The organism is Clostridium beijerinckii, assembly GCF_008705175.1.
Classification (GTDB): Bacteria; Bacillota; Clostridia; order Clostridiales; family Clostridiaceae; genus Clostridium; species Clostridium beijerinckii.
The window spans coordinates 1,929,388-1,942,322 of the sequence record NZ_CP043998.1 but is presented as its reverse complement, the minus strand read 5'-3'; the positions used below and the strand labels follow the sequence as shown (position 1 = coordinate 1,942,322).

Sequence of the window (12,935 nt, the reverse complement as noted above, 5' to 3'; positions counted from 1 at the left end):
ATAAAAAGATATTACCAAGCTCCAAGGAACTTAGTAATATCTTTTACTGAATTTCATTAAAATTATTTTAAAGCTTCAATTCTAACTTTAACAGCTTCTAACATTTCAACATACTTAACTCTCTTTTCTTTTTCAGCGTCAACAACTGCTGCTGGTGCTTTAGCAACAAAACCTTGATTTCCTAGCTTTTTATCTATTCTATCAATTTCTCCTTCTAGTTTCTTTGCTTCTTTATTTAATCTGTCTAATTCCTTATCTTTGTCTACTAAGTCAAGTAGCGGCATAAATAATTCTCCGCCTTTAACAACTAGAGATACAGCATTTGCAGGAACATTAGCCTTATCACTAATAAATTCTACTTCTGATGCAGACGCTAACTTTTCAATGTATGCTACACCTGAGTTAAATGCTTTTTTAGCATCCTCAGCTATATAGCAGATTACTTTTGCCTTTCTTGAAGGTGGTACGTTCATTTCAGCTCTAACATTTCTTAAACCTTTTATAGCTTCAATTACAAATGCCATATCATCTTCTGCTTCTTTATTTACTAAAGCTTCGTCAAATTCAGGCCAAGCTGAAGTTGTTATAGTTTCCTCATCACTTAAGTGAGTGAATATTTCTTCTGTTATAAATGGCATAGCTGGGTGTAATAATTTTAATCCTGTAATTAAAACTGTATTTAATACGTTGTAAACTATTCCCTTAGCTTTCTCATCTTCTCCATAGAATACAGGTTTAACAAGTTCTATATACCAATCACAGAATTCAGTCCACATAAAGTCATAAACTTTTTGCATAGCAATTCCAAGTTCATATTTTTCCATGTTTTCTGTTACTTCTTTTATTAAAGTATTCATTTCTGATAATATCCACTTATCAGCTAAAGAATATTCTTTGCAGCCTTTATATTTGTTCATTACTTCTTTATCAAGGTTCATCATTACAAATCTTGAAGCATTCCAAATCTTATTTGCAAAGTTTCTTGATGATTCAACTCTTTCAGGATAATATCTCATATCATTTCCTGGAGCATTACCAGTAGCTATCATAAATCTTAAGGCATCAGCACCATAAGTTTCAATTACTTCTAGTGGATCAACACCATTTCCTAAAGATTTACTCATCTTTCTACCTTGAGAATCTCTAATTAAACCATGAATAAGAACTGTATTAAATGGAGTTTCTCCCATGCAGTGAAGTCCTGAGAATATCATTCTTGCAACCCAGAAGAAGATAATATCATGTCCTGTAACTAATGTACTTGTTGGATAGAAGTATTCTAAGTCTTCTGTTTTGTTTGGCCAGCCAAGTGTTGAGAATGGCCATAATGCTGAAGAGAACCATGTATCAAGTACATCATTATCTTGTTTAATATTGGAGCTTCCGCATTTAGTACATGCCTTTGGAGCATCTTCAAGTACCATCATTTCTCCGCAATCTTGACAATAATATACTGGAATTCTATGTCCCCACCATAATTGTCTTGAAATACACCAGTCTTGGATATTTTCCATCCAGTTGAAGTATATCTTATCAAATCTTTCAGGAACAAATTTAGTTTTGCCATTCTTAACTACTTCTACTGCTGGCTTTGCAAGACTTTCCATCTTAACATACCATTGTTTTGAGATTATAGGTTCTACCGTAGTTCCGCATCTATCATGAGTTCCAACATTATGAGCGTGATCTTTTATCTTAACTAAGAGACCTGCTTCTTCTAAATCCTTAACTATAGCTTTTCTTGCTTCATATCTATCTAGACCTTTATATTTACCACCTTTTTCATTGATAATTCCCTTATCATCCATTACTCTTATGATTTCTAAGTTGTGTCTTTTACCAACTTCAAAGTCGTTAGGATCATGAGCTGGAGTCATCTTAACTGCACCAGTTCCAAATTCTAAATCTACATATTCATCGCCAACTATAGGAATCTCTCTATTAACTAGAGGAAGTATTACAGTTTTACCTATAAGGTGTTTATATCTTTCATCATTAGGATTTACAGCTACACCACTATCTCCAAGCAATGTTTCAGGTCTAGTTGTTGCTATTTCAATAACCCCGCTTCCATCAGCTAATGGATAATTGATATGCCAGAAATGTCCTGCTTGTTCTTCATATTCAATTTCTGCATCTGATAATGCTGTTTGACAGTGTGTACACCAGTTAGTTATTCTATTCCCTTGATAAATCAAACCTTCATTATAAAGCTTAACAAATACATGTTTTACAGCAGCACTAAGGTTTTCATCCATTGTAAATGCTTCTCTTGTAAAGTCTGCAGATACCCCAAGCTTTTTAACTTGGTTTCTTATTGTAGCTCTATACTTGTCACTCCATTCCCAAACTTTTTCAAGGAATGCTTCTCTTCCCATTTCTTTTTTATCATAACCTTGTTCTGCTAACTGATTTGCAACTTTAACTTCTGTCGCAATTGACGCATGGTCTTCTCCAGGTAACCATAATGTACAATATCCTTGCATTCTCTTAAATCTAATAAGCATATCTTGAAGAGTATCATCAAATGCATGCCCTAAGTGAAGTTGACCTGTTATATTTGGTGGTGGCATGATTATTGTATATGGTTTTTTATTCTTATCGATTACTGGAGTAAAGTATCCCTTCTCCTCCCAATTTTTATAGATCCTATCTTCAAATTCTTTTGGATCATATGTAGTTGATATATTTTTTATTTCTTCTGACATTTTAATTCCTCCAAACTTAGTTAAACTAACAATTAACTTGTTAAATTTTTATATTCTAAACAATAAATATTGTAAAGAATATTTATTCCTAAGAATATATATTCTTTAGAATATGCACTGCAATTGCTGTGTCTTAATAAGTTAAATCCGACTCACATTCAGTCTCTTTTGGCTTTCGAATAAGCGAATATAAAATACAGACTGTGAAAGTTCCAAGAAGCAAATATAAAATTTTGATTCTCAACGCAAAAAGAGCCTTCATCACAAAAGGACGAAAGCTCGCGGTACCACCTTTATTTCCACATATACAGAATTACTGCATTAATGGACTCTTAATTTAAATAACGATTCAGACAAACCGTCTTTAGCTACTATTATTTCACTAAAGAAGCTCAAAAGCTACCTTCAAAATTTCTTGCATAAGGGTTTTCAGCGCCTCCCTCTCTCTTCCTAGTTCTTGCTAGTTCTTTCTAAATCTATGATTTAGCTAAAGAACTGTACTCCTCAGCTCGTCTGAGTGAGTTTCCTTGCTAAAAGAACCGTACTCCTAAACTCTCCTGAGTTAGTTTCCTTTTAATGCTCAAAAATTTCTACTCCTCTTTTTCATTGCTTTTATATATTATATTATTACTTTAACTCACATAAACTTCATGATTAACTTTAAAGTGTTAATCATGAAATTTGAACTCTCACTTATGATATCTTATAGTATAATTTTTGTCAATAATAGTTTTCCAGTACTTTTTCTATGATAGTCTTCCTTATAATACTTTTTCAAGACCATTGTAAGTTTTATCCTATTTAACCCGCATTATTCCTATAAATATTTATATATGTTCCTATGTATATAGAAACATATTTTTCTATATACATAGATAAATTTAATCATATATTACTTTAAAACTATATTTCTATAAATAATTGTTCATATAAATATAGTTTCATTTTTATTGAATTTAAATAAGATAATTACTTAAGGATGATATTTAGCATGTCTATCTGTAGCACCTTTCTACAGCTTCTAATAGTCTATCCAATGCTTCTTTAAGCACCTTTGTTGGACATGCTAAATTTATTCTCTCGAATCCTTTACCCTCATCGCCAAAAACATAACCTTCATCTAAGAAAAACATCGCTTCTGTTGTCATAAATTTTTCTAATACCTTATGATCCTTCTCCAATGTTCTAAAATCTAGCCATTGCAAATAAGTTCCTTCTAGGTTTATTATATTGACCTCAGGAATATTACTCCTAAAAAAGTCTTCTACAACTTTTCTATTCTTATTTATAGTCTGTATAAGTTCCTCAAGCCATTGCTCGCATTCATTATAAGCAATTTCACATGCTTTGTATCCAAAAATATTAAGACCTAAATTTCCTGTAAACTTTCTACGTTCATACCTGACTTTATCTCTTATTTTTTTATTTTTAATAACAATATTAGAAACTTGAAGACCTGCTAAGTTAAAAGTCTTACTTGGTGCTGTACAAATAACTGAATTATTCGCAAATTCTTCAGATATATTTGCAAAAACTGTATGTTTAAACCCTGGCATTATTAGATCAAAATGAATTTCATCAGATACTACAATAACATTATTATCACAACATATTCTACCAATATTTTTTAACTCCTCTTCACTCCAAACTCGTCCGACTGGATTATGCGGATTACATAAAATTAGTAATTTGGTCTCCTCTAATTTGGCTTTCTCTTCGAAATCTTCAAAATTTATTTCATAATGATCTTCATTAAGTATTAATTCACTTTTTATTATCTTTCTATTATTATCTGTAATTGCTTTATAAAAAGGATAATATACAGGTGTCATCACTAAAACATTATCTTCCTCTTTAGTAAGCGCTCTAACAATTGTATATAGTGCTGGCACAACACCTGAGAATTCAGTAATCCATTCTTTCTCTATATTCCATGTATGTCTTCTTTCCATCCAATTGCATACTGCTTTATAATACTTATATGTAGCTTCTGTATATCCCATAATACTAGAGTCTATATATTCTTTAAGCCCTTCAATAATTTCTGGTGGATTTTTAAATTCCATGTCTGCAACAGAAAAAGGCACTATAGATTCACTAACATCATTATTAATTTTTCTCATCAAATTCCATTTACTTGCACCTACATTATTTCGAGATACTAGTGTTTCAAAATCATACTTCATTAAAAATACCCTCCTTAATAATTTTTATTGCCTCATGTGCTTATTCATGTAATTCTAAGGGCAGACCATCTGGATCACTAAAAAAAGTAAATTTCCTATTTGTATATTCATCTATTCTAATTGGCTCTGTTTCAATCCCTTTTTCATTTAGCTCTCTTATTACTTCTTCAATATCTTTTACATGAAAAGCTAAATGTCTCAGTCCACATGCTTCTGGATATGATGGTCTCTTAGGCGCATTTGGCATAGAGAAAAGTTCAATTTCACTACTTCCTATCTTTAAATCCAGTTTATATGAATCCCTATCTTTCCTATAATTTTCTCGTATTATTTCAAATCCTAATATATTTACATAAAAATTTTTTGATACTTCATAATTAGACGCAATTATCGCAATATGATGTATATGATTTATATCCATAAAATTCTCCTTTTTAAGCACTAAATTATATAAAATTATATATTTATGTTCTATAAAAAACAAGATGCAAAATTATAGGGATGATTATAAAATAATCATCCCTAATATTGTGAAAATATTATTACTTATTAAATACTTACATTACTTTCCCGGGCAATATTGCATCTAATATTCCAATAACTAAAGCAGCTAAAATTGCTCCAATGATAGATACTGCCATAGTTGGAACAAAAAATTGAGCCACATATAATATTATTGCTGCTATGAAAAATCCTTTTATACCTCTTCCAAAAGGTGATGCATCAACACCCATGAACGCCTCTACTAGATAATCTATTACACTTATTACCACCGCAGCTATTAAAAATGACCACATTCCTGTAATAGTAAAGCCAGGTGTTAAGAAAGATGTTATGCCTAAAACTACAACTGTTAAAACCAATCTTATAATCCATCCACCTATGCTCCTGTTATTAGAACCCTCTTTTGCTGAATGTTCTTTATCATGTACCATAAATAATTACCTCCTTAAATTAAAAAATTAATTTTATTTGGGTGTAATTATATTGTTCCCACCTTATAAAAATATATTATGTTTTTTATATGTAATATTAATTAGTATATAAATGATACTTCCAATACTGTATAAATAATCAAATTAAACAAATTTTCCTTGCTCAGGTCTTGCAATTTCATCTAAATTATCTATGAGATATTTTAGATGTTCTCTTAATTCGCTCCCTTCCATGGGCCTTCCATAACTTGGAATTTCTAAATTAGGTTTTAACTCCCAAAGTAAAATAACTAAGTTTATTTTAAAAAAACTTTAAATTTCTAGGATTCATTTCTTAAAGTTATACTTAATATTTCTGGCATATTAAATAATCTTATACCGGGTTTACTATGTCCCATTCCTCTACTTACAATAAGCTTTTTCGTATCTATTGTATAAATTCCACTATTATACTTGGGGAAAAATTTTCTTTCTGGAGAAAGTATTCCACCTATAAATGGTAATCTAATCATTCCTCCATGAACATGTCCTGATAAAACTAAATCTATGTCAAATTTTGTATATTCTTTAAAATATAGTGGATTATGAGCTAATAATATATTATATTCTTTGGAATCGCACCTCTTTAATACTTTCCCAATTACTTCTTCTATATTTGAAGGCCTATTTCTTGTTTTATAAAATGAAAGAGGGATATTTATGCCATAAATATTAAGACAACTACCCTTTTCTTGAATAGTGAGTTTTTCATCATTTAGTATAGTTATATTAAATTCACTCAGCCTTTTTGTAATAAAATCTAAATCGTGTTTTTTTAATCTCTGTTCATGGTTACCTATAATATAATATATTTTATAACTTTTACTCAAAGTTTCTGCTAGCTTAAAAAAAACGCTAAAATCTTTATCATATTTATTAACCATGTCTCCAGTCATAACGATAATGTTTGGAGCTTCAGTATCAATTTTTTTAATCACCTGGAAATTATCTTTTCCGATAAAATTATAGTTATGAAAATCTGATAAATGAATTATCTTAAATTTATTAAATTCTTTTGGAATCTTATTACTTTTTATTTCATATTTAGATAATTTTATAATTTTATTATCTAAATATATTAATGCAGAGATTAAAGCAAAACCTGATAATGTCAATAAATTTTTAATCATTTATTTACTCCATTTCTTTCAATACTATTTTTTATACCTCTAAATCTCATTCTCAATCCTATATATCAGCTCATCAACTGCACTTGATATGCTCTGTATTAAATCTATTTGGCTCTTATCTATTATTTGTAATTTTTTTATCGACATACTTTCCAATAACTTCATTCTTACTACTACATTATTAAGCAATTCCTTTGAATTGCTTTCCTCTACAATAACAAAATCCTTCCAAAACAATAATGGTAAGATCAATATCTCTGATACAGAATATCCTATACTAAAAAATTCTTTATAGTTAGAACAACCATCATGGCAAAACATTATTAAATACTCGCCTAATGATTTAAATAGATTATCCTTACCATCAGTCCTGCACAACATGAGCTCTATTACATTTACAATGCCATCTATCACTAAATATCTTAAATTATCGGGTAAATTTGATATTATGCTGGAAGAAAAGTAATTAATTATTTTTGAAAATTCAGCTTCATTTGTCTCATCTCTTAAATTGCCATTTCCGTCTAAAAGCACACTTGCCTTGTGGTAATCAAATGGATTAATCTGGATTTCAGTTTTTATATATATATTCTTTTCTGATATCAAATTAAATAAACAATTTACATAATCGTATTTTGCATTTATAGATATAATTTTTTCCTTGTTTTTACTAATCTCTTCTCCATATCTACTGATAAATTCTTTCGAAAATCCCTGTCCATCAATAGAAACACATTTGCTTACCTTAGGAGAAAATATTGATACATATTGAGCCTTGTTCCCGCCCTTAGAATGGCCTGATACCGTAATATCACTATATTCAAGGTTATTTATATATTTTAAGGCCTCTATTTGTTCAAGTGTATCATATTCATAAGCACCTTTACCATTGTCATTCCATTCTTTTGTTGTAGCTGTTCCTCTAAAAATTACTGTTGCATTCCCCTCCTCGTTTACAAAGCAGGCATATTCCATTCCATTATTGTAATCATTTATATTCTTAATTCTTAGATTACTTAAATTTGGTTTAACTTTTATTTGATTTAATATCATTATCCATTCTTTTGTATCCATTCTTATTATACAATCTCCAATGGCTTCCATAAGATAGTCAAAATTCTCACTTTTTAATAAATTATCTACAAGATTTATAAGTTTTTCGTTTTCTTTTATATCCCATTTTAAATATATCAGATTATCTAGAAGTATCAACTCTTCATAAGTCAAACTGTTCATTCTTCCTCCATATAACATTAGATTGATTATCTTTATATTAATAAATTATTCATATAATATAAAAATAAACCTATAAATCTCAGTTATATGAAATCTATAGGTTTATTATTTTAAAATATCATCTATTGCATATATAAGATCTTAACATAAGTTTCTCGAACTTATTACTTAAATACCTAAATAAATAGCTTAGCTATAAATATAATAAATGCTGAAAGAGCTGCTGTTATTGGAATAGTTAAAATCCAAGCCCAAACTATATTTTGAGCAACTCCCCATTTTACAGATTTAATTCTTTTAGAAGCTCCTACTCCCATTACAGTTGTTGAAATAATGTGAGTTGTACTTACTGGGGCGTGAAATAGTGTTGCTAAAAATATTACAGCTGCGCCTCCTGTTTGAGCCGCAAATCCATTTACTGGTGTAAGTTTTGCCATCCCGCTTCCCATTGTTTTGATAATTTTTTTTCCTCCAGATGCTGTTCCAAGAGCCATAGCTATAGCACAACATGCTATAACCCATGTTGGCACTTCAAATGTACTGATAAGTCCACCACTTAATAATGCCATAGTTATTAATCCCATAGACTTTTGAGCATCATTACTTCCATGATTTAATGCCATAAGTGAACCAGCAACAACTTGTAATTTCAAAAAGATTTTATTTATTATTCCAGGCTTAAATGGTTTTAATATCCAATTTAATAATATCATTAATATGTATCCCACTGTAAAACCAATAATTGGTGCAATAAATATCCATATTACAACATCATGAAAAAGATTATACCAATTTACTACATCAAATTTCAAATTATAAGCTATTCCGCCACCAACTAGTGCACCTATTAACGCATGAGATGAACTACTTGGAATACCAAAATACCATGTTATTATGTTCCATATTATTGCTGAAATTAAAACTCCTAATATAACCCATTGAGGCATAGAATTATGACTTACTATGTTTTCTCCTACAGTTTTTGCAACCGCTGTTCCTGAGAATGCACCAATGAAATTAAAAATTGCACATATTACTATAGCTGTTTGCGGTTTAAGCGCTCTTGTTGTAATAGAAGTAGCTACCGCTGTTGCTGTATCATGGAATCCATTGATAAAGTCAAATATTAATACTGTAATTACTATTAATACTGTTATAGTCATAGTACTAAACATTCTTAATGACAACTCCCTCTACAATATTTGCAATTTTTTCACACTTATCAATAGTGTTTTCTAATATTTGATATATTTCTTTCCATTTTATAATTTCTATAGGATCTTTTTCATTTCTAAACAAGTCACCTACTGTATTTCTAAATAAACGATCTACTTCACTTTCTATTTGGTTTATTGTTACTATCTTTTCATTTATATTATTTTTACCAGCTATTAAATGAAGTTCATCCATTAATTCAGATATGAGTTTTGTAGATTTTATTATCATATCAGCTAAATATTTTGCTGGTTCTGTACTTTCAGTAACGTTAAACATTACAAATCTATGTATTGTTGAGTTGATTAAATCTAAAATGTCATCTAATCTTTTAATCAATAAGTACATGTCTTCTCTATCAAAAGGAGTTATAAATGAATCATTTAATTCTTTAACCATAACATTTACTAATCTATCACCGTTATGTTCTAATTCTTCGATCTTGCTAACATTAAGTTCAATATTGGATAATGAGTTTAGGCTTTCTCTTAATACTTTTGCACCTTCCTCTACATTTTGTGCAGCTTCTATAAACATTTTATAGAATTTATCTTCTTTTGGATTTAAATTAAACATATTATCACATCTCCCTATAAAATATAAATATTCGACATATTGTTAAATATCATAATCCAGTAACAAGTATATTCTATTTTGTAACATTTTTAAACTCTTTTTAAAAAACTTAACCTAATTTTAATATTACTCACCTTATTTTAACAATTGTAGTATTTCTTGAATCACTTCAAATTATGTTATCTTACTACTAAAAAATTAATAGCCAACATCTACTCCTTTATCAATTGATAATAATCATATGATATCTTTTATTAACTTCAAGTAAAATTTAATAATATTATCATTACTTGATCAATTTATTAGGTGATAAAGTATTAATATTACTTGGCTTAAATAAGTAAATTAAAATATTTAAAGATAATATAAACAAACACTATTCTTTATGCTATAACTTGCATAATTTCATTATACGAAATATAAATGTATTATATATAATTGAATCCGATTTTCCCTCAAAATATATTAATAGAAAATACTTATTAAATATATAATAAAATTTAACATTACATAAAGAATATTTAAATATACTCATAATCATATGAAAAAACACGTATACATTAATATTATAAATTTCAATTGCATATGTAAAGAAAATTATAAAAATACTCTTCCAAATAATAAACTGTAAAAATTATATTATTCTATATTTTAATATAATTCCAAGAAAAACCTCGATATTTAACATCGAGGTTTTTCTATAATTTTAAATCACACTCAAATTAATGTTCTAATCTTTTTTTACTCTTGGGAAATATACTGTATGAAGTAACTCATGAGCTTTATTACTTAATGGATGATCTAAATATTTTTCATATATAGCAAGTACTTCTGGATTTTCATTTGATCTTCTAAGTGTCTTTGATCTATCTATATTATTCAATCCTTCTGCTCTTTTTTGCAATGCTGCCTGCTTATTTCCCTTTGTTTTAGGTTGACCACCACCGCCGATGCATCCACCTACACACGCCATTATTTCTATTGCATGGAAGAATTCTTCTCCTGATCTTATTTTATCTAACATCTTAGCTGCTTCCCTAAGTCCATGAGCAACACCTATTCTTAATTTTATATCTCCAGCTTCAAGTTCGCAAACTCTGAATCCATCCCAACCTCTAAGGCCTTCAAATTCTATATTATCGAATCTTTCTCCAGTCATCTTTTCAAGAGCTGTTCTTGTAGCTGCTTCTATAACTCCACCTGTTCTACCAAATATAATTCCAGCTCCAGTGTATTCTCCCATAACTGTATCTATTTCTTCATCTTCAATTTCTTTTAAGTTTATTCCTGAATTTTCAAATATTTTAATAAGTTCTCTTGTTGTGATTACATAATCAACATCATAGTTCATATCTACTGAAAATTCTGCTCTTGAAGCTTCATACTTCTTTGCAATACATGGCATAATAGCAACTGAAGTAACTTCATCTCTTGAAAGCCCCTTCTCTTTTGCCCATATTTCCTTAGCCACTATAGCAAACATCTCCATTGGAGATTTAGCTGAAGAAGGAACATCTAACATATCTCCATAATTCTGCTCTATAAATTTAATCCATGAAGGACAGCATGAAGTAAGAATTGGAAGTTTTACACTCTCATCCCCAGCTAGATGTCTTTCAAGTCTTTCTTGAAGTTCTGCAGCTTCTTCCATTATTGTTAAATCAGCTCCCCAGCTCGTATCAAACACATAATCTACTCCTAGTTTTCTAAGACCTGCTGCTATTTTCTTTTCAACATTCTCTCCTGGTTCAAAGCCAAAAGCTTCACCTATCGCAACTCTAACTGCTGGTGCCATCTGAGTAATTACAACCTTATTAGGTGTTGCTAAATCTCTAAGAAATAACATAGTATTATCTCCTGCACTTATTGCATCAACAGGACATGCAGAGACACATGCTCCACAATGTGTACATCTATTATAATCTATTTCATGTTTCTTTTTTAATTCTCCATTTATGCAATCAACAGGACATGCTCTTTTACAAGCTCCGCATCCAATACATTTTTTAGTAATTGTTAATTTTACTAAATGGTTACATTGTGATGTATAACACTTCTTTTCCTCTATATGTTCTTCAATTTCTTCATAGAATTTGTCTATTATTTCTTCCATGATATTATGCTTTTGGTTCATCTTACTTTTCACTGTCACTGCAAGATTTCTCAAAAGATAAATCTCACGCATATTAGACACACCTTTACTTATTCTGTTTAATATATTAAACATTTCAGTTATGTCCTCTTTAACAACTTCATAGTTCTTATAAGATCCATCTTTAATTTTTGCTAGTAAATATTCTATATAAAATTTTTCAAATTGAATAATACAGTCTTCTTGTGATAAAACAATAATTGTTCGTGCAATATTTTCATAAAATAGTCCAAAATCAAATTCTTTATCTAAGCTGTCCTCTGTTAAAAAGCCACCGAAAGGAAGTCCTATTTGAGCTGCTTTAAAGTTACTTTTGTTTATAAGCCCACCACATAATTGTATTATTTCATTAAGTGTAGCCCCTTCCGGAACTTCTATTATCCCTGGATTGTTAACTTTTCCACATATAGCAATTTTTCTGCCGTTTGACAGTTCTTTTAATTCCTCTTCGCTAAAAACAGAAAAAACTGAACCTAATGCACTTTGTATAAAAGATTTTTTATTATCTCCCATAATATTCACTCCTTAACATTTTGTCTTCTTTTTATTTTCAAATCTAATCATATAAAATATATATTATTTAGTATAATTGTTTATTATTTTTAACAAAACCGTCGCATAATAATCTATTGTATCTATTAACGCACTATTTTAATAAAGAAAATCCATATATATGATACACCATATTTCGAGAATTTTTCAAGTTAATAAAACTTTCTTAACACGTTTAATAATAAACTTATTATCCTCCCCCTTAA

Annotated in this window: 9 protein-coding genes and 1 other annotated feature; all 9 genes read right to left on the bottom strand. The window is 29.3% G+C overall.

Annotated features, from left to right (window positions below; all coding sequences use genetic code 11):
• Positions 1 to 62 precede the first annotated feature (62 nt).
• The 9 genes from F3K33_RS08830 to F3K33_RS08790 all read right to left on the bottom strand — a co-directional run bounded on the left by F3K33_RS08830 (position 63) and on the right by F3K33_RS08790 (position 12,690).
• On the bottom strand, positions 63 to 2,708 hold the full coding sequence (locus tag F3K33_RS08830) for a valine--tRNA ligase (protein WP_039772359.1): 2,646 nt from the start codon (positions 2,706 to 2,708) through the stop codon (positions 63 to 65).
• A gap of 264 nt (positions 2,709 to 2,972) precedes the next feature.
• Positions 2,973 to 3,191: a binding site (T-box leader), on the bottom strand.
• Positions 3,192 to 3,703: 512 nt separating this feature from the next.
• Entirely contained in the window at positions 3,704 to 4,894 is a 1,191-nt protein-coding gene (locus F3K33_RS08825) for a MalY/PatB family protein (RefSeq protein WP_039772357.1), read from the bottom strand.
• A gap of 40 nt (positions 4,895 to 4,934) precedes the next feature.
• Complete coding sequence (gene gloA2, locus F3K33_RS08820; RefSeq protein ID WP_011969103.1) at positions 4,935 to 5,315, bottom strand: SMU1112c/YaeR family gloxylase I-like metalloprotein; 381 nt, start codon at positions 5,313 to 5,315, stop codon at positions 4,935 to 4,937.
• A gap of 136 nt (positions 5,316 to 5,451) precedes the next feature.
• Positions 5,452 to 5,829, bottom strand: coding sequence for a phage holin family protein (locus F3K33_RS08815; RefSeq protein ID WP_011969102.1), 378 nt, complete (start codon positions 5,827 to 5,829; stop codon positions 5,452 to 5,454).
• A 320-nt stretch (positions 5,830 to 6,149) separates the two neighbouring features.
• On the bottom strand, positions 6,150 to 6,998 hold the full coding sequence (locus F3K33_RS08810) for a metallophosphoesterase (protein ID WP_011969101.1): 849 nt from the start codon (positions 6,996 to 6,998) through the stop codon (positions 6,150 to 6,152).
• Positions 6,999 to 7,037: 39 nt separating this feature from the next.
• Entirely contained in the window at positions 7,038 to 8,234 is a 1,197-nt protein-coding gene (locus F3K33_RS08805; RefSeq protein ID WP_039772354.1) for an Mbeg1-like protein, read from the bottom strand.
• A 176-nt stretch (positions 8,235 to 8,410) separates the two neighbouring features.
• Positions 8,411 to 9,409, bottom strand: a complete 999-nt coding sequence (locus F3K33_RS08800; protein ID WP_011969099.1) for an inorganic phosphate transporter — start codon at positions 9,407 to 9,409, stop codon at positions 8,411 to 8,413.
• Positions 9,402 to 10,025 carry a DUF47 domain-containing protein gene (locus tag F3K33_RS08795; RefSeq protein WP_011969098.1) on the bottom strand — a complete coding sequence of 208 codons (624 nt, stop codon included), beginning with the start codon at positions 10,023 to 10,025 and terminating at the stop codon, positions 9,402 to 9,404. Before F3K33_RS08795 ends, F3K33_RS08800 begins: the two co-directional genes overlap by 8 nt.
• Positions 10,026 to 10,755: 730 nt before the next feature.
• Positions 10,756 to 12,690, bottom strand: a complete 1,935-nt coding sequence (locus F3K33_RS08790; protein ID WP_011969097.1) for a [FeFe] hydrogenase, group A — start codon at positions 12,688 to 12,690, stop codon at positions 10,756 to 10,758.
• Positions 12,691 to 12,935: the final 245 nt, after the last annotated feature.

Excerpts from the sequence above, each read along its gene's own strand:
- F3K33_RS08815 (WP_011969102.1), bottom strand. The coding sequence starts at position 5,829 with ATGGTACATGATAAAGAACATTCAGCAAAAGAGGGTTCTAATAACAGG.
- F3K33_RS08795 (WP_011969098.1), bottom strand. The coding sequence starts at position 10,025 with ATGTTTAATTTAAATCCAAAAGAAGATAAATTCTATAAAATGTTTATA.
- F3K33_RS08810 (WP_011969101.1), bottom strand. The coding sequence starts at position 6,998 with ATGATTAAAAATTTATTGACATTATCAGGTTTTGCTTTAATCTCTGCA.
- F3K33_RS08805 (WP_039772354.1), bottom strand. The coding sequence starts at position 8,234 with ATGAACAGTTTGACTTATGAAGAGTTGATACTTCTAGATAATCTGATA.
- gloA2 (WP_011969103.1), bottom strand. The coding sequence starts at position 5,315 with ATGGATATAAATCATATACATCATATTGCGATAATTGCGTCTAATTAT.
- F3K33_RS08800 (WP_011969099.1), bottom strand. The coding sequence starts at position 9,409 with ATGTTTAGTACTATGACTATAACAGTATTAATAGTAATTACAGTATTA.
- F3K33_RS08825 (WP_039772357.1), bottom strand. The coding sequence starts at position 4,894 with ATGAAGTATGATTTTGAAACACTAGTATCTCGAAATAATGTAGGTGCA.
- F3K33_RS08830 (WP_039772359.1), bottom strand. The coding sequence starts at position 2,708 with ATGTCAGAAGAAATAAAAAATATATCAACTACATATGATCCAAAAGAA.
- F3K33_RS08790 (WP_011969097.1), bottom strand. The coding sequence starts at position 12,690 with ATGGGAGATAATAAAAAATCTTTTATACAAAGTGCATTAGGTTCAGTT.